This window comes from Kriegella aquimaris, assembly GCF_900103215.1.
GTDB classification, from domain to species: domain Bacteria; phylum Bacteroidota; class Bacteroidia; order Flavobacteriales; family Flavobacteriaceae; genus Kriegella; species Kriegella aquimaris.
Window position 1 is genome coordinate 83,701 of sequence record NZ_FNGV01000017.1, and the last position, 16,131, is coordinate 99,831.

At 39.1% G+C, this 16,131-nt stretch carries 20 protein-coding genes and 5 tRNA genes; 22 read left to right on the forward strand and 3 right to left on the reverse strand.

The window, feature by feature from the left end; genetic code table 11:
* Positions 1–211: 211 nt before the first annotated feature.
* From BLS33_RS22035 to BLS33_RS22045, 3 genes are read right to left on the reverse strand one after another with little or no spacing between them, the layout of a single operon-like run.
* The gene (locus BLS33_RS22035) at positions 212–790 is read right to left on the reverse strand and encodes a YceI family protein (RefSeq protein WP_089895041.1); all 579 of its coding nucleotides are present in this window, start codon (positions 788–790) and stop codon (positions 212–214) included.
* 33 nt (positions 791–823) lie between these two features.
* Entirely contained in the window at positions 824–1,456 is a 633-nt protein-coding gene (locus BLS33_RS22040; RefSeq protein WP_089895043.1) for an NAD(P)H-dependent oxidoreductase, read from the reverse strand.
* 26 nt (positions 1,457–1,482) lie between these two features.
* On the reverse strand, positions 1,483–1,929 hold the full coding sequence (locus BLS33_RS22045) for a MarR family winged helix-turn-helix transcriptional regulator (protein WP_089895045.1): 447 nt from the start codon (positions 1,927–1,929) through the stop codon (positions 1,483–1,485).
* A gap of 137 nt (positions 1,930–2,066) precedes the next feature.
* Between BLS33_RS22045 and BLS33_RS22050 the strand changes: the two genes are divergently transcribed.
* From BLS33_RS22050 to rplL, 22 genes are all read left to right on the forward strand, one after another.
* The gene (locus tag BLS33_RS22050) at positions 2,067–2,378 is read left to right on the forward strand and encodes a rhodanese-like domain-containing protein (protein ID WP_089895047.1); all 312 of its coding nucleotides are present in this window, start codon (positions 2,067–2,069) and stop codon (positions 2,376–2,378) included.
* Positions 2,379–2,467: 89 nt separating this feature from the next.
* On the forward strand, positions 2,468–3,751 hold the full coding sequence (locus BLS33_RS22055; RefSeq protein ID WP_089895049.1) for a DUF2851 family protein: 1,284 nt from the start codon (positions 2,468–2,470) through the stop codon (positions 3,749–3,751).
* 9 nt (positions 3,752–3,760) lie between these two features.
* Positions 3,761–3,988, forward strand: a complete 228-nt coding sequence (locus BLS33_RS22060; protein WP_089895051.1) for a PspC domain-containing protein — start codon at positions 3,761–3,763, stop codon at positions 3,986–3,988.
* Between the two features lie 2 nt (positions 3,989–3,990).
* A complete protein-coding gene (locus BLS33_RS22065) occupies positions 3,991–5,022 on the forward strand; it encodes a potassium channel family protein (protein ID WP_089895054.1) in 1,032 nt (343 codons plus the stop codon).
* Positions 5,023–5,096: 74 nt separating this feature from the next.
* Positions 5,097–7,166: an amino acid carrier protein gene (locus tag BLS33_RS22070; RefSeq protein WP_089895056.1), complete on the forward strand. Its 2,070-nt coding sequence runs from the start codon at positions 5,097–5,099 to the stop codon at positions 7,164–7,166.
* Between the two features lie 143 nt (positions 7,167–7,309).
* A complete protein-coding gene (locus tag BLS33_RS22075; protein WP_245731602.1) occupies positions 7,310–8,092 on the forward strand; it encodes a ComEA family DNA-binding protein in 783 nt (260 codons plus the stop codon).
* 10 nt (positions 8,093–8,102) lie between these two features.
* Complete coding sequence (locus tag BLS33_RS22080; protein WP_089895060.1) at positions 8,103–9,269, forward strand: acyl-CoA dehydrogenase family protein; 1,167 nt, start codon at positions 8,103–8,105, stop codon at positions 9,267–9,269.
* Positions 9,270–9,363: 94 nt separating this feature from the next.
* Positions 9,364–9,558, forward strand: a complete 195-nt coding sequence (gene rpsU / locus BLS33_RS22085) for a 30S ribosomal protein S21 (RefSeq protein WP_089895062.1) — start codon at positions 9,364–9,366, stop codon at positions 9,556–9,558.
* Positions 9,559–9,654: 96 nt separating this feature from the next.
* Positions 9,655–10,545 carry a tyrosine-type recombinase/integrase gene (locus tag BLS33_RS22090; protein ID WP_089895064.1) on the forward strand — a complete coding sequence of 297 codons (891 nt, stop codon included), beginning with the start codon at positions 9,655–9,657 and terminating at the stop codon, positions 10,543–10,545.
* 42 nt (positions 10,546–10,587) lie between these two features.
* Positions 10,588–10,890, forward strand: coding sequence for a ribosome hibernation-promoting factor, HPF/YfiA family (gene hpf, locus BLS33_RS22095; RefSeq protein ID WP_089895065.1), 303 nt, complete (start codon positions 10,588–10,590; stop codon positions 10,888–10,890).
* Positions 10,891–10,991: 101 nt separating this feature from the next.
* Positions 10,992–11,065, forward strand: a tRNA-Thr gene (locus BLS33_RS22100).
* Positions 11,066–11,090: 25 nt separating this feature from the next.
* Positions 11,091–11,172: transfer RNA gene (locus tag BLS33_RS22105), tRNA-Tyr, on the forward strand.
* Positions 11,173–11,302: 130 nt separating this feature from the next.
* A tRNA-Gly gene (locus BLS33_RS22110) sits at positions 11,303–11,375 on the forward strand.
* Between the two features lie 180 nt (positions 11,376–11,555).
* Positions 11,556–11,627: transfer RNA gene (locus tag BLS33_RS22115), tRNA-Thr, on the forward strand.
* A 57-nt stretch (positions 11,628–11,684) separates the two neighbouring features.
* Positions 11,685–12,872 carry an elongation factor Tu gene (gene tuf, locus BLS33_RS22120; protein WP_089895068.1) on the forward strand — a complete coding sequence of 396 codons (1,188 nt, stop codon included), beginning with the start codon at positions 11,685–11,687 and terminating at the stop codon, positions 12,870–12,872.
* A gap of 65 nt (positions 12,873–12,937) precedes the next feature.
* Positions 12,938–13,010, forward strand: a tRNA-Trp gene (locus tag BLS33_RS22125).
* 160 nt (positions 13,011–13,170) lie between these two features.
* On the forward strand, positions 13,171–13,359 hold the full coding sequence (gene secE / locus BLS33_RS22130; protein WP_089895070.1) for a preprotein translocase subunit SecE: 189 nt from the start codon (positions 13,171–13,173) through the stop codon (positions 13,357–13,359).
* A gap of 10 nt (positions 13,360–13,369) precedes the next feature.
* The gene (gene nusG / locus BLS33_RS22135) at positions 13,370–13,921 is read left to right on the forward strand and encodes a transcription termination/antitermination protein NusG (RefSeq protein ID WP_089895072.1); all 552 of its coding nucleotides are present in this window, start codon (positions 13,370–13,372) and stop codon (positions 13,919–13,921) included.
* A 68-nt stretch (positions 13,922–13,989) separates the two neighbouring features.
* Positions 13,990–14,427: a 50S ribosomal protein L11 gene (gene rplK, locus BLS33_RS22140; RefSeq protein WP_089895074.1), complete on the forward strand. Its 438-nt coding sequence runs from the start codon at positions 13,990–13,992 to the stop codon at positions 14,425–14,427.
* 19 nt (positions 14,428–14,446) lie between these two features.
* On the forward strand, positions 14,447–15,139 hold the full coding sequence (gene rplA, locus BLS33_RS22145) for a 50S ribosomal protein L1 (protein WP_089895077.1): 693 nt from the start codon (positions 14,447–14,449) through the stop codon (positions 15,137–15,139).
* Positions 15,140–15,161: 22 nt separating this feature from the next.
* A complete protein-coding gene (rplJ, locus tag BLS33_RS22150; protein WP_089895078.1) occupies positions 15,162–15,677 on the forward strand; it encodes a 50S ribosomal protein L10 in 516 nt (171 codons plus the stop codon).
* A 32-nt stretch (positions 15,678–15,709) separates the two neighbouring features.
* The gene (rplL, locus tag BLS33_RS22155) at positions 15,710–16,111 is read left to right on the forward strand and encodes a 50S ribosomal protein L7/L12 (RefSeq protein WP_394330909.1); all 402 of its coding nucleotides are present in this window, start codon (positions 15,710–15,712) and stop codon (positions 16,109–16,111) included.
* Positions 16,112–16,131 lie beyond the last annotated feature (20 nt).

Consider the following 16,131-nt stretch of genomic DNA (forward strand, 5'->3'; position numbering starts at 1 on the left):
TGATGACAAGCCTTGTATGGATTAACTACAATGGTGCTTAGCTCACGAAGGTTGTCGTAAGTTGTTCCACCACCAAGTATTTGTTCTACATGTATTCATTGCCTCAAATATAGAAATCATTTTTAAAACCGACAATATACTACGCTTAAAAATAACAAAACCTGCTTTTCAAGTGTGAAAAGCAGGTTTTTAGTTTTGAATTGAGGTTTGTTTAGAATACCAAATCAACGACAAGATCGAATTCGTCGTAAATGGTTTTGTCACCCAAATTGTCAAAAAAGCTACCAGAACCGTATTTAACATCATATTCGGCACGATCAATTTTCATTGTTGCCGTAGCCTTGCTACCATAGACAGAAACATCAAAAGTAACTGGTTTTGTTGTCTGCTTTATGGTTAAATCTCCGGTTACCTTGTATGAATTTTTCCCGACAGCCTCTACTTTAGTGAAGACCAATTTTGAAGTCGGATGGTTCGCAACACCGAAGAAGTCGTCTGATTTCAAATGGCCTTCCAACTTTCCTTTATACTCTCCCTCTAAATCGTTAGAGACCAAAGTACTCATGTCGACCACAAATTCACCACCGACCAGTTTATCACCATCAAACTCCAATGCACCTTCTTTAAGGTCGATTGTACCGTGGTGTGAGCCGGTAACTTTATACCCTTTCCAGGTTACCGTACTTTCACTGACTTTTACTTCTTTCTTTTCACCATCGATCGGATCAGCTGCTGTACCTACAGCGCCTATTACTACGGCGAATACTAAACTCAATACATTTTTCTTCATAATTCTCATTTTTAATTGTTCTTGTTTACGTTGTTATATATGGGTAATTAAATTCTCTTTTGATTTTCGCACTTTTTTGTAGTGTTGCGTTTCGTCTTCTTCAGAGCGATAACCGACGGCCACTAAAACAGCGGCATTTAATCCTTTCTCGTTTAAACCGAGAATCTCATTGAACCGTTCGCTATCAAAACCTTCCATGGGGCAGGTGTCTATTTTCATATCCGCGGCAGCGGAGAGTAGATTTCCTAGTGCGATATATGCCTGTCTCGCTGTCCATATGGTCTTCTCTTCCTCTGTCAATGTCATTAATTTAGATTTCATGAAATCTGCATAACCTGTTAAATCTTCGGCGGCAATACCCCTCGTTTCGCTGACATTTTTCAAATAGTCATCAACCAACTCTTCGCCAAAAGATTCTTTGTTGGCAAGAACAATCAAATGCGACGCCTGAGTTATCTGTGATTGTCCCCAAGCTTCCGGTTGTAACTTAGATCTCAACTCTGGATCTTGTATGACCAATATTTCATAGGGTTGCAACCCATAAGACGAAGCGCTTAAAGCTGTAGCTTCCAGTAAAACTTCCAAATCTTTTTCTGATATTTTTTTACTACTATCAAATTTTTTAGTGGCGTATCGCCAATTTAGATTATCAATATATCTGCTCATGAATTTATGTTTTTATTTTTACTAATTCAAAATTTATCCAATAACTGATTCAAAACTTTTAGGTCTTCTTGGGTCAGGTTTTTTAAAATGTCATTTTCAGCCTTTTTCATTGCACTGTCCATTTCTACCAGCACTTTCTGGCCCTTTGATGTAATATTGATTTCAACCTTACGACGGTTACTCGGGCACGTAATTCTATTCACATATTCTTTACGGATCAACTTGTCTACCAATCGGGTGGTATTGCTCATTTTAGTTACCATTCTTTCATTTAATGTAGAAAGATTGGCCGGTTTGCCCTTTTGACCTCTTAAAATACGTAGCACATTGAATTGCTGTAACGATACTTCGAAAGGTTTAAGGGCGTTGGTCATCGTCTCGTGAATTCTATTGGCCACAAGACTGTAATGAATGAGCGTCCTGCTTTCCAACGGAATTTTTTTTTCGGTTTTTATTACTTCCTCTACATTCATGTCAATACAATAATTGTATATACAAATGTATGTCAATTTTTAATGATAGAGAATGTTGCCATGCCAAATTTTTGTTAAACATTAATTGGAAAGGATTTCCGCTAAAAACCGTATTTTTACATTTTAATTTTTGAATTATGGCAGATTTATCACAAGAAGAGTGGGAAGAACAACTGGAAAATGACGAGAACGCATTCATATTGGATGTGCGAACGCCGGAAGAGTTGGAGGAAGGTTATATTCCCAATGCAACCAATATAGACATACATTTAGGCCAAGGTTTTATAGATGAGATTGAAAAATTGGACAAATCAAAGTCTTATTATGTCTATTGCCGATCTGGTGCCCGAAGTGGGCAGGCATGTGCCATTATGAATAGCTTAGGTTTTGAAAAAGCTTATAATTTGAAAGGCGGTTTCATGAATTGGGAGGGAGAGGTTACCGAGTAACCTAACTATCTGTCTTTGCTCTTTAAATATCATCCGCTCTAGGGGAGATGTGTGTATTTGTTTTAATCAAAAACAATTAAACTACACCTATGCGCGAAGACTTACTTCATTTTATATGGAAATATAAAAAGCTTCCGCTAGAAGATTTGGTCACTTCCAATAAAGAGTCTTTAGTTATTGTTGACGTGGGCATGCATAATCATCTTGCTGGCCCCGATTTCTTTAATGCTCAAGTGAATATCAATGAACAATTGTGGGCCGGAAATGTTGAAATACATGTCAAGTCTTCAGATTGGTACGCACACAATCATGAAAAAGACCGCAACTATGACAATGTAATTCTACATGTAGTTTGGGAAGAGGATGTCGAGGTTTTCCGAAAAGATAATTCAGAAATTCCTACCCTTGAACTCAAAGACTATATTTCAGAAAGCCTATTAAGGGCCTATCAAGAATTGTTCGATAAAAAAGATATTCGCTTTATCAACTGTGAAAAAGATATTGGGCGAATAGCGCCATTCATTCTCCAAAATTGGCTTGAACGACTTTTTTTTGAGCGGCTCGAACGAAAATCTAGTTTTGTTTTTGGGCTACTTGAAGATTCCAAAAACGATTGGGAAAATGTCTTTTTCGTACTACTCTTAAAAAATTTCGGTCTTAAAATTAATGGCGATGCCTTTCTGAGTTTGGCCAGGGCCATTGAATTTTCGGTAGTACGCAAACTTCAGCACGACCTGCCGCAATTGGAGAGTGTTTTATATGGAATGTCGCACCTATTGGATGATAATACCATTGCCGATGAATACCATGTACTATTAAAAAAGGAATATCGGTATTTGCGGCATAAGTTTTCTTTAGAGGAAGAACGGGTACAGAAGCCGGAATTTTTTAAACTACGTCCGCCTAATTTTCCAACCATCAGGTTATCTCAACTGGCAAATTTGTATCACAAGCACCAGAATTTGTTTGGTAGGGTCATGGCCGCCAAAACTTTAGAGGAAATCTATACCATCTTTGATGTTTCTGCGAGCCACTATTGGGATACCCATTTTACTTTTGGCAAATCATCCCGTAAGGGAGTAAAGAAAGTGACCAAAAAATTTATTGATTTATTAATCATCAATACAATATTGCCTATAAAATTTTGCTATTCCCGTCGTTTGAATGGAGTGGTAGACGAAACAATAACGAGCATTGCCTCCGTCATTAATAAAGAAGAAAATAGTATTATCTCAAATTTTGCTTCGAAGGGGGTAAATGTCGAAAACGCCCTGGAAAGCCAAGGTGCTTTACAGTTATATAATGAGTACTGTACAAAAAACAAATGCCTACAATGTACGATTGGTACTGGTTTATTGAGTCAAAATAGCTAATTTTAAGCGATGAATTTGTTCTACCAGTTACTTTATTATTTTCAGAAACGCGGTTTTGAAGTCTGTCGCCGTATCGCTGAACGTATGGGAATACGGGCAAGGGTAGTGCGCACATCATTCATTTATCTTACATTCGTGACCTTGGGCTTTGGATTTGCACTATACTTGTTTTTGGCATTTTGGTTAAAAATTAAAGATTTACTCTATACCAAACGAACATCGGTTTTTGACCTCTGAATATGATAAAATTCTTTCGATCAAAAATTTACTTGGCAGAGCTCTTGATTGTAGCGGTTTTGGTCATTGGAGTGCTAGGTTACCGTTATATTGCCGATTTTTCTTGGCTTGAAGCCTTTTATATGACGGTCATAACCGTATCAACCGTCGGCTTTTCGGAAGTACGGCCCTTAGATCCCGAGGCAAAGATTTTTACCGTATTTTTAATTATTGCCAGTGTTTTCATATTTGCGTATGCCATATCGGTAATCACGGAATATATTTTAAGTAGAAACGCGCTGCAACTTTTAAAGAAGAAAAAAGTGAAGAAATTGATTAATAATTTATCTGACCATGTTATCGTATGTGGTTACGGGCGAAATGGTATGCAAGCTGCCGAACGATTAAAATCGTATAAAAAGCCCTTTGTTGTCATCGAAAGAAATCGGGAAGTTATAGAAAAATATGAAGACGAGGTGCTGTTTGTCGAAGGTGATACCAATGATGACGAAATGTTGGTGCAGGCAGGAATAGCAAAGGCAAAGTACCTGATCGTAGCCATGCCCGATGATGCTACAAATCTATTTGTGGTACTATCCGCAAGACAGTTGAACCCCAATTTGTTTATTGTTAGCAGGGCTTCTTTGGTAACTTCCCAGAAAAAATTGGAATTAGCTGGGGCCGATAAGGTTATTATGCCCGATAAAATTGGGGGTGATCATATGGCCTCGTTGGTGGTTATGCCCAATCTGATTACTTTTATAAATAAATTATCGACTGAAGGACAACATACCACGAATCTAGAAGAGGTGGCCATAGAAGATTTTCTGCTTAATTCAGAGAATAACTCGCTTCGCGACCTTGACTTAAGAAGAAAAACGGGTTGTACCATAATCGGATATATAGCGCCCAATGGCGAATACATAATAAACCCTGAGGCTGATTTACAACTTCAGCCAAAAAGTAAGGTAATTGTACTGGGGAGGCCTGAACAGATTCAAAAATTAAACGAAATGTTCCAGATCGAGCAAACATCTTTCAACGAGAATATTTGATTGTGATGCTTATTTTTAGGATATTGTCCATCATATTTAATAGATATCAAACATACCAAAACTAAATTTTTATTATGAAGAGATTCCTTTTTTTCCTTTTTATGCTATATGGCTTTGCATCTTTTGCACAAGAACTTGTAGTCAAGGGCAAAACCATAAACCCGTCCGATAATATCAATGACGGAGCTATCGAATTGGAAGTTGAAGGAGGAACTCCCCCCTATACTTATAAATGGAGTAATCAGAGTACGTCGCTTCACTCTAAAATGGCCACGGGATTGGTAGAGGGTATTTCATACACGGTTACGGTAATCGATGCCAATGGCCTTTCCGAAACAAAAGTATTCAAGGTGAAGACCAAAGCGATAACCGAGGTGTTCAACGGAACGATGACCCCGGCGGTAAGTGCCTTGGCCGCTGTTCTTTTTTGGGACCCCTTTGACGCACTCGGCATCTATGATCCTGTAGCCTATGCAGATATTAAGTTGGTAGGTACTCCTGGGTGGACACCCGAGGTTCAAGATAAATTTGTATTAAAAAAATGGTTCAAAGAAAATGGGGCCAAGGTTAAAAAAGGAGAACAATTAGCAATTATCTCCAAAGATAATGGTGTTGATGAGACTATTGTTGCCCCGGCTAGTGGAGAGCTAAAATATTTAGTAGCGGAAGGAAACGTTATATACAATTCCGAAAACCAAGAGCATATCATCGAAGCCGGAGCTCATAATCTGGCCGAAATAAAATATGATGAACCTGTGGTGATGGTACACCCCAATGGCGACCCTATAACCAAAGGAATTCCTTTTATAGTAATCTGGTTGGTTGTTGGAGCCCTTTTCTTTACCATTCGAATGGGCTTTATTAATATTAAAGGTTTTCGGCACTCTATTGATTTGGCCAAAGGTAAATATGATGACCCCAACGCCCCTGGTCAAGTTACTCATTTTCAGGCATTGGCTACTGCGGTATCTGGCACGGTTGGTTTGGGTAATATCGCCGGTGTAGCGGTCGCTGTTTCCTTAGGTGGTGCCGGTGCCACTTTTTGGATGATCGTTTGTGGACTGTTGGGCATGTCTTCCAAATTTGTAGAATGTACCCTTGGGGTAAAATATCGCGATATACTTCCTGATGGAAGGGTTTTCGGTGGTCCGATGAACTACTTGCGTTACGGACTCGAAAAAAGAAATATGAAGGGAATCGGAAAAGTGCTTGCCGGATTCTTTGCCGTGCTTGCCATCGGTGCTTCTTTTGGTGGAGGAAACATGTTTCAGGCCAATCAGTCTTTTGAACAATTGTCGGGGCAATTCCCTGCTTTGGTAGGTAACGGATTCTGGTTTGGTATCGTAACCGCGATTCTTGTAGGGGTCGTTATCATTGGGGGTATAAGTAGTATCGCTAAGGTAACAGGTAAAGTGGTGCCTATTATGGCATCTATTTATATTGTTGCCGCGTTGGCTATTATCATTATGAATATTCAAAATATTGGTCCGGCTTTTTCGGCCATTTTTGAAGGAGCCTTTAATCCCAGTGCACTTAAAGGGGGTATAATAGGTGTGCTTATAGTCGGCTTTCAACGTGCTGCATTTTCGAACGAGGCAGGTGTGGGCTCCGCAGCTATTGCCCATAGTACGGCTAAAACCAATCACCCGCCTTCCGAAGGTTTTGTTGCTTTGCTCGAGCCTTTTATCGACACCGTAGTGGTTTGTACTTTAACTGCCTTGGTGCTTATTTTTACAGGTATGCACGAAGTGGAAGGAATGGCAGGGGCCCAATTGACCTCCGATGCTTTTGCAAGTCAAATATCTTGGTTTCCTTATGTGTTGGCATTGGCAGTGTTCTTATTTGCCTTCTCCACAATGATTTCTTGGTCATATTATGGTATGCGTGCATGGACATACCTCTTTGGAAAAAGTAAAAAATCGGAAATGGTTTATAAGATGTTCTTCTTAATTTTCGTTGTAATAGGAGCCTCGGTAAGTTTGGGTGCGGTACTCGACTTTTCCGATATGATGATTTTGGCCATGTCATTTCCTAATATCATTGGCCTTTATATTATGTCAGGGGAAGTGAAAGCTGATTTAGATGATTATTGGAAAAAGTTAAAAGCGAACCAGCTTTTTAGAAAGCAGAAGCAGATAGAATAAAAAATGCCTTTTATAGGCCCAATACAATGAGAAAGTTTAAATCCCACTTCAAGTTCAGTAAACAGGAACGAAGCGGGATTTTCTTTTGGTTGCTTATCATATTCGTAATGCAAGTTGCTTTTTTTGTAGTCAAATCAAGCCCGATGAATAGTTCGGCAGGTCTTTTTTTAGTGGATGAGGCAACCCAATCGCAAATCGATATTTTAAAAAAGGAGGTTGTAACGAACGACTCCGTTGTTCGAATTTATCCCTTCAATCCCAATTTTATTACAGACTACAAAGGTTATACGCTAGGTATGTCGGCGGAAGAAATCGATAGGCTACATGCCTTCCGTAAACAGAATAAGTTTGCGAACTCGGCGGAAGAATTTCAAAAGGTAACGATGATATCCGATAGTTTGTTATCGGTCATCTCTCCTTATTTTAAATTCCCCGAATGGACTAAAACAGAAAATAAAAAGCCGTTCAAGGCTAAATTATATCCAAATAGAAATAACGAAAACCTCGCTACAAACGTCGTCCGATCAAATGTTCTTGATTTAAACAGTGCCACGGCCGAAGACCTACAATCTATAAGTGGTATCGGGGAAAAATTATCGGCGAGGATTGTGAAATACAGGGAGTTGTTAAATGGCTTTTTAATCGACGAGCAATTATACGAGGTGTATTACCTTGATCGAGAAGTAGCAGAAAAGGTCTTAAAGAAGTATAAGGTGCTCAGTAAGCCTAAGATTGAGAAAATAAACATCAACAAAGCTTCAATTGCAGAAATTTCGAAATTAACGTATATTAAATATAGTGTTGCAAAAGAAATTGTAGCTTACCGAGAAATCAACGGTAGTATTACCTCATTTGACGAGTTAAAGGATATTGTTGATTTTCCTGCGGATAAGATTGATAGAATTAAGCTATATTTGGCGCTCTAAAAAATTAGCAATGCAAAGTATGTACTTCACTGAAGAACATCATCTATTTAGGGAAAGCTTCAGAAATTTTTTACAGAAAGAAGTTGTTCCCCATATTGAAAAATGGGAAGCTTCTGGCACCATTGAACGTTTCATTTGGGAGAAATTTGGCGAGATGGGCTATTTTGGTCTGGCGACAGCCGAAACTGACGGAGGTATGGGGCTAGATCTTTTCTATACCGCTATTTTGTTGGAAGAGCTACAAAAAATTAATTCCGGAGGGTTCGCTGCGGCCATTTGGGCGCATGTCTATTTAGCGATGACCCACTTGAGTAAAAATGGTAATGACTTCCAAAGGAAAGCCTATTTGACACCAAGTGTTAAAGGCGAAAAAATTGGATGCTTAGGTGTTACGGAGCCTTTTGGTGGAAGCGACGTGGCAGGTATGCGTACCACCGCTATTAAAAAAGGAGATACCTATATCATCAATGGATCAAAAACTTTTATAACCAATGGGGTCTATGGTGACTATATAATTTTAGCTGCAAAGACAGACCCATCAGCGGGAAATAAGGGGATCAGTATATTTATTGTGGATCTCAATAGTCAAGGAGTTTCTTCAAGTAAACTCAACAAGTTAGGTTGGAGAGCATCGGATACAGCAGAGCTTGCATTCGATAATGTTATTGTACCAGCCGTAAATTTGATGGGTAGTGAAGGTAAAGGATTTGGTTTTATAATGGAAGCCTTTGCCATGGAGCGTTTAATAATGGGAGTTAATGCCCATGCAAGGGCAGAATATGCCCTAGAATATGCGTTGCAGTATATGTCAGAACGCGAAACCTTTGGCAAGACAATTAACCAGTACCAAGCATTACGACACAGATTTGTCGACTTGCATGCAGACATGGATATGTGCAAGCAATACAATTATTCCGTAGTTTACAAAATGGATAAAGGTGAATATGTGGTTCGTGAGGCTTCTATAGCCAAATTAAAGTCCACTGCAATGGCAGATAAGGTTGTTTATGAATGTCTACAGTTTTTAGGCGGCTATGGTTATATTGAAGATTATCCAATGGCACGTCTATTACGCGACAGCCGATTGGGACCTATTGGAGGAGGCACATCAGAGATTCTCAGGGAAATTATTGCCAAGATTATTATTGACAAAAAGGAGTACCGCGTATCAAAATAAAAGTAAATTTTTAATTTATCATCATTTGGTTGTGAGTTGTAAATTAATTTTTAACTTTGCAGCCCTAATCACTAAAGAAAGGAGGTTGTAGCCCATGTTAATAATACCAATTAAAGAAGGAGAAAACATAGATAGAGCTTTAAAACGCTTCAAGCGAAAGTTCGATAAAACAGGTACAATGCGACAGTTGCGTAAACGTCAGCAATTTACTAAACCCTCCGTTGAACGTAGACAGTTGATTCAAAAAGCCCAGTACATTCAGGGTTTAAGAGATCAAGAGGAGATTTAATCCACTTGTATCATAATCAAGATATAAAAATCCCGCCTATTGGCGGGATTTTTTTGTTTTCCATCATTGAAGAATATTCTTTAGTAACTTTACCTTATGAGCGTACCATCTTTTCTCTCGTATTTGTCTTTGGAAAAAAACTATTCCGAACACACGGTACAGGCTTACGGTAGCGATATTCATAGCTTTTGTCTATTTTGTTCGCAAGAATATGGCATAACAGAAATTGATAGTGTTGCGTATGGTCTGGTGCGCAGCTGGATTGTAAGTTTGGTAGATCAACGCCTTTCCAATCGTTCGATCAACCGAAAAATAGCATCTCTAAAGGCATATTATAAATTCTTGCAACGTATCGGCGCTATAGAAGCAAACCCTTTGGCAAAGCACAAAGCACTTAAGACTTCAAAAAAAATAGAGATTCCTTTTTCCCCACAAGAAATGGAGGCTGTGCTACTGGAAATTCCGTTTGAAGAAGACTTCGAAGGCGCGCGTGATAAGTTGATTATTGATTTACTTTATACTACCGGTATCAGAAGGGCTGAATTGATACATATGAAAATGACCGACGTTGATTTTGCCAATCAAACGGTTCGAGTATTAGGGAAAAGAAATAAAGAGCGCATAGTGCCGCTGTTGGCTGCAACGCAAAATCTATTTTCAAAATATTTCAAAGAACGAAATTCACTTGAAATAATCAATGACAAAGAGTATGTGTTTTTATTGAAATCGGGCAATAAAATATATGAAACCCTTGTTTATAGGTTAATAAATAATTATTTTAGTAGGGTATCGTCAAAAGTAAAAAAGAGTCCACACATCATACGACATACTTTTGCGACCCACTTGCTCAATAAAGGAGCGGATTTAAACTCGGTAAAAGAGTTGTTGGGGCATTCAAGTTTGGCATCTACGCAGGTATATACACATAACAGTATAGCTGAACTTAAGAAAATACATGCCACTTCCCATCCAAGAAGCAAGAAATAACGAGTCGGTTTTTATTTTTAATTTTTTTTAAATCTTCAACCTATGAAAGTAAACTCTCAATCAGTAAATTTCAATGCGGATGTAGAGCTCATCAACTTTGTGCAGCATCGAATGGATAAATTGGAAACATTTTACGACAAGGTGATAAGTTCAGACGTATATTTAAAGGTGCAGAAAACCAGCGCCAAGGAGAATAAGATAGTTGAAATCAAGCTAAATATACCTAGGGATAAATTTATTGTAAAAAAGCAATGTAAATCTTTTGAAGAGGCTATTGATTCTGCTTGTAGCTCTTTAGAAAGAAAGCTGATTAAAAGAAAAGAGAAATTACGTATCCAAGTATGATTAAAATTTTTCGAATTTTGTTTTGAATAAACAAAAAAACGTATACATTTGCAGTCCGTTAGAAATAGCGGGCTTTTTTTATACCAAAAAGCACTTAAAAAGCCGATGTAGCTCAGCTGGCTAGAGCAGCTGATTTGTAATCAGCAGGTCGTGGGTTCGAGTCCCTCTATCGGCTCAAAAAGGTCTTTAAAATATAGGTCGGGGAGATACTCAAGCGGCCAACGAGGGCAGACTGTAAATCTGCTGACTACGTCTTCGCAGGTTCGAATCCTGCTCTCCCCACAATTTGAAAACCCTAAATTTTCAAATATCGAATTTTCAAGGATTCGGTTTTTATTGATTGGGGTTGGAAGATAAGTTTTTTGATATGTTGGATTTAGAATTTCCTTTTTAAGGAATTTCTTGAAAATTTGCGGGAGTAGCTCAGTTGGTAGAGCGTCAGCCTTCCAAGCTGAATGTCGCCGGTTCGAACCCGGTCTCCCGCTCTAAAAGTTTTCTTGGTGTCATGTAATTGGTCTAAAGGTTGGTTCTGGCATTAGGGAATTTGGGATGCAAATCCCTTGTCGAAACAGGGCCGGATAGCTATCGGTCGCCTGACCAAGACTGAGTTGGCGTTTGTGGTTTTTGACTTGAAACTGAAAACTTTGAACCTGAAACCGAAATATGCCGGCGTAGCTCAGGGGTAGAGCGTTTCCTTGGTAAGGAAGAGGTCATGAGTTCAAATCTCATCGTTGGCTCAAAGAAAATATAATTTGTACACACTAATATAAACTTAAGATTAAAATTCATTAAACATGGCAAAGGAAACTTTTGATCGTTCCAAACCGCACTTAAATATTGGTACTATTGGACACGTAGATCACGGTAAAACTACATTGACTGCTGCTATAACCGAAGTGTTATCAAACGCAGGACTTTCTGAAAAGAGAAGTTTCGATTCTATCGATAACGCTCCTGAAGAAAAGGAAAGAGGTATCACGATCAACACATCGCATGTTGAGTATCAAACTGCGAATCGTCACTATGCGCACGTAGATTGTCCTGGTCACGCCGATTATGTTAAGAACATGGTTACTGGTGCTGCTCAGATGGATGGTGCGATTTTGGTTGTTGCTGCTACTGATGGTCCTATGCCACAGACTCGTGAGCACATCCTTTTAGGTCGTCAGGTAGGTATTCCAAGAATGGTTGTCTTTATGAACAAAGTCGACATGGTCGATGATGAAGAGCTTTTAGAGCTTGTTGAGATGGAAGTTCGCGAATTGCTTTCTTTCTATGAATATGATGGTGATAACGGACCTGTAATCGCTGGTTCTGCTTTGGGTGCACTTAATGGTGAGCAAAAGTGGGTTGATACGGTTATGGAGTTGATGAATGCGGTTGATGAGTGGATCGAATTGCCAAAGAGAGATATCGAAAAAGATTTCTTGATGCCTGTTGAAGATGTATTTACCATTACTGGTCGTGGAACAGTTGCTACTGGTCGAATCGAAACTGGTGTTGCAAATACAGGTGATGCTGTTGAGATTATCGGTATGGGTGCTGAGAAATTGAATTCTACCATTACTGGTGTTGAGATGTTCCGTAAGATTTTGGATAGAGGTGAAGCTGGTGATAACGTAGGTATCCTTTTGAGAGGTATTGAAAAAGCACAGATCAGTAGAGGTATGGTAATCTGTAAGCCAGGTTCTGTTAAGCCTCACGCCAAATTCGAAGCTGAGGTTTATGTCCTTAAAAAAGAAGAAGGTGGTCGTCACACACCATTCCATAATAACTATCGTCCTCAGTTCTATGTTAGAACTACTGACGTAACTGGTAACATTTCTCTACCTTCAGGTGTTGAAATGGTAATGCCCGGTGATAACCTTACTATTACAGTAGAGCTTATTCAGCCTATTGCATTAAGTGTAGGTCTTCGTTTCGCTATCCGTGAAGGTGGTAGAACCGTAGGTGCTGGTCAGGTTACCAAAATTATAGATTAAGAATATATTGATATTGCATTAAAGGGTGTCCGCCAGTAGGCGGATACCTTTCGATGTAAATAGAAACGGGTGTAGCTCAGTTGGTAGAGCACTGGTCTCCAAAACCAGGTGTCGGGAGTTCGAGTCTCTCCTCCCGTGCTTATGAAGTGGGGTTTACAGCGATTTATATTGGAAACAAATTCGCGGCTTTCTAGATTTCCTAGCGGTTTAAAACCTTTCTTTTCAGTGAAAAGTTATACGGAATAGATGGTTTAAACCACTTGCGGATATTTTTTTTGAATCCAAGAAAACGACAAAAATGTTAACATATATAAAGGAATCGGTTGAAGAACTAAGAAATAACGTCACCTTGCCTCCAAGGTCCGAATCTTCAAATCTTATGGTCATTGTGGCTGTATTTTCGATAGTGTTCGCTTTGGCTACTTGGGGAATAGATACGGTCTTCAGTAAATTGATACAGTTATATTTCAATAACGTTTTAAACTAAGTTCGGCGCTATGGCAGAAGTATTGGAAAAGAAATGGTATGTGGTGCGAGCGGTCAGTGGCCAAGAAAACAAAATCAAAGGTTACATTGAGAGTGAGGTAGAGCGGCATGGTTTTTCAGATTATTTGGAAGATGTCTTGGTGCCTACCGAAAAGGTCGTCCAGATTCGTAAAGGCAAGAAAATAAACAAAGAAAGAGTTTATTTTCCTGGATATATTATGATCAAGGCGAATTTAGGGGGTGAAATGATTCATATTATTCGCTCTATTACCAATGTTATTGGTTTTTTAGGTGAGACCAAAGGAGGTGACCCGGTGCCATTGCGTAAATCCGAGGTGAATCGTATGCTTGGTAAAGTCGATGAATTGGCGGTCAACACAGATAGTGTTGCAATACCGTTTATTCATGGGGAAACAGTTAAGGTTATTGACGGACCTTTTAATGGTTTCAACGGTACGGTCGAGAAGATAAATGAAGAGAAGCGCAAGCTAGAGGTAATGGTGAAGATTTTCGGAAGAAAAACACCATTGGAGCTTAGCTATATGCAAGTAGAAAAAGTATAAAATAATTGTTACATATTTATAGAGTTGTGTTGCTTCCCGTGAACACACTTTCAATTTAATTTAAAAGAATGGCAAAAGAAATAGGTAAAGTAGTTAAACTACAAGTTAGGGGAGGTGCAGCGAATCCATCGCCACCGGTCGGACCCGCCTTAGGTGCTGCCGGAGTTAACATCATGGAGTTCTGTAAGCAGTTCAATGCGCGTACACAGGACAAACCGGGCAAAGTATTGCCAGTTGTTATCACCGTTTATAAAGACAAGTCTTTTGACTTTGTCGTTAAGACGCCACCAGCGGCAGTTCAGCTTTTGGAAGCAGCTAAGATTAAAAAAGGATCTGGCGAACCTAACAGAGTAAAATCAGGTAACATTACTTGGGACCAAATCAAGGCTATAGCCGAAGATAAAATGGTAGATCTTAATGCCTTTACCGTCGAATCAGCAATGAGTATGGTCGCCGGTACAGCAAGGTCTATGGGTCTTAAAGTAGCAGGTAAAAGACCTTTTTAAAATCTTAAAAGCAATTTAAATGGCAAAGTTAACGAAGAAGCAAAAAGAAGCCCATGCCAAAATAGAGAAAGATAAACTCTATTCTGTAAATGAAGCTTCAGCTTTGATAAAAGAGATAACCAGTGCAAAATTCGATGCATCTATAGATCTTGCTGTTCGTTTGGGTGTTGATCCAAGAAAAGCAAATCAAATGGTACGGGGGGTGGTAACACTTCCACACGGTACCGGTAAAGATGTTAAGGTTTTGGCCTTGGTAACACCAGACAAAGAAGCAGAGGCCACTGAGGCTGGAGCTGATTATGTTGGGTTGGATGAGTATTTGGATAAAATTAAAAGTGGCTGGACAGATGTCGATGTCATTATTACCATGCCAAGTGTTATGGGTAAATTAGGTCCTTTGGGTCGTGTTTTAGGTCCTCGTGGTCTAATGCCTAATCCTAAGACTGGAACCGTAACAATGGATGTTGCAAAAGCAGTTTCTGAAGTGAAGGCAGGTAAGATAGATTTTAAGGTAGATAAAACTGGTATTGTTCACGCTGCAATAGGAAAAGCTTCTTTTTCGGCTGATAAAATTGCCGATAATGCCAACGAACTACTGGATACTTTGATGAAATTAAAACCCGCAGCGGCTAAGGGCATTTACGTAAAAAGCGTATTTATGTCTAGTACGATGAGCCCTAGCGTTCAATTGGATCCGAAAACCGTTAGTTGATCTGTAGTTCAAAATTTTTATTATGACAAGAGAAGAAAAAGCAATCGTTATACAGGATCTGACTAAGCAGCTAGCTGATAATCCTATCATTTATTTGGCGGATATATCAGGTTTGAACGCTACAGAAACTTCCGCTTTACGAAGAGCGTGTTTCAAAGCGAACATTAAATTAGCAGTAGTTAAGAATACCTTGCTTGAAAAGGCAATGGAAGCTTCAGAAAAAGAGTTTGGAGAACTTCCCGAAGTATTGAAAGGCAACACGTCCTTGATGTTCTCGGAAGCTGGTAATGGACCGGCAAAGGTTATCAAAAACTTTAGGAAAAAGTCTAAGAAACCTTTATTAAAAGGTGCTTTTATCGAAGAAGCTATTTATGTAGGTGATGACAAATTGGATGCTTTGGTTAGCATTAAGTCTAAAGAAGAAATGATTGGTGAGGTTATTGGATTATTGCAATCTCCTGCTAAGAATGTTATTTCCGGACTTAAATCTGGGGGTGGAAAACTCGCAGGTATCCTTAAGACATTATCCGAAAGATAATCAGTACGCACTAAAAACAATTATATTTTAAAATTTTATTAAACGATAGGAAAATGGCAGATTTAAAAGAATTCGCAGAACAGTTGGTTAACTTGACCGTTAAAGAGGTAAACGAGTTGGCTGATATATTGAAAGAAGAATATGGTATCGAGCCCGCAGCCGCTGCTGTAGCTGTTGCCGCTGGTGGTGCAGGTGCAGGTGAAGGTGAAGCTGTTGAAGAAAAAACAGAATTCGATGTAGTTTTGACCGCCGCTGGCGCTTCAAAATTGGCAGTTGTTAAATTGGTTAAGGAATTGACCGGACTTGGATTGAAAGATGCTAAAGACATCGTTGACAGCGCACCTAAAGCTATTAAAGAAGGTGTTTCTAAAGACGAAGCTGAAGGAATCAAAAAATCATTGGAAGAAGCTGGAGCAGAAGTTGAGCTTAAATAGTAGCTGCAACCATACTACTT

Coding starts and splice junctions, on each gene's coding strand:
- BLS33_RS22070 (WP_089895056.1), top strand. CDS start 5,097: ATGAAGAGATTCCTTTTTTTCCTTTTTATGCTATATGGCTTTGCATCT.
- rplJ (WP_089895078.1), top strand. CDS start 15,162: ATGACAAGAGAAGAAAAAGCAATCGTTATACAGGATCTGACTAAGCAG.
- BLS33_RS22040 (WP_089895043.1), bottom strand. CDS start 1,456: ATGAGCAGATATATTGATAATCTAAATTGGCGATACGCCACTAAAAAA.
- BLS33_RS22060 (WP_089895051.1), top strand. CDS start 3,761: ATGAATTTGTTCTACCAGTTACTTTATTATTTTCAGAAACGCGGTTTT.
- nusG (WP_089895072.1), top strand. CDS start 13,370: ATGGCAGAAGTATTGGAAAAGAAATGGTATGTGGTGCGAGCGGTCAGT.
- secE (WP_089895070.1), top strand. CDS start 13,171: ATGTTAACATATATAAAGGAATCGGTTGAAGAACTAAGAAATAACGTC.
- hpf (WP_089895065.1), top strand. CDS start 10,588: ATGAAAGTAAACTCTCAATCAGTAAATTTCAATGCGGATGTAGAGCTC.
- rplA (WP_089895077.1), top strand. CDS start 14,447: ATGGCAAAGTTAACGAAGAAGCAAAAAGAAGCCCATGCCAAAATAGAG.
- tuf (WP_089895068.1), top strand. CDS start 11,685: ATGGCAAAGGAAACTTTTGATCGTTCCAAACCGCACTTAAATATTGGT.
- BLS33_RS22090 (WP_089895064.1), top strand. CDS start 9,655: ATGAGCGTACCATCTTTTCTCTCGTATTTGTCTTTGGAAAAAAACTAT.
- BLS33_RS22065 (WP_089895054.1), top strand. CDS start 3,991: ATGATAAAATTCTTTCGATCAAAAATTTACTTGGCAGAGCTCTTGATT.
- BLS33_RS22080 (WP_089895060.1), top strand. CDS start 8,103: ATGCAAAGTATGTACTTCACTGAAGAACATCATCTATTTAGGGAAAGC.
- rpsU (WP_089895062.1), top strand. CDS start 9,364: ATGTTAATAATACCAATTAAAGAAGGAGAAAACATAGATAGAGCTTTA.
- rplK (WP_089895074.1), top strand. CDS start 13,990: ATGGCAAAAGAAATAGGTAAAGTAGTTAAACTACAAGTTAGGGGAGGT.
- BLS33_RS22035 (WP_089895041.1), bottom strand. CDS start 790: ATGAAGAAAAATGTATTGAGTTTAGTATTCGCCGTAGTAATAGGCGCT.
- BLS33_RS22045 (WP_089895045.1), bottom strand. CDS start 1,929: ATGAATGTAGAGGAAGTAATAAAAACCGAAAAAAAAATTCCGTTGGAA.
- BLS33_RS22055 (WP_089895049.1), top strand. CDS start 2,468: ATGCGCGAAGACTTACTTCATTTTATATGGAAATATAAAAAGCTTCCG.
- BLS33_RS22050 (WP_089895047.1), top strand. CDS start 2,067: ATGGCAGATTTATCACAAGAAGAGTGGGAAGAACAACTGGAAAATGAC.
- BLS33_RS22075 (WP_245731602.1), top strand. CDS start 7,310: ATGAATAGTTCGGCAGGTCTTTTTTTAGTGGATGAGGCAACCCAATCG.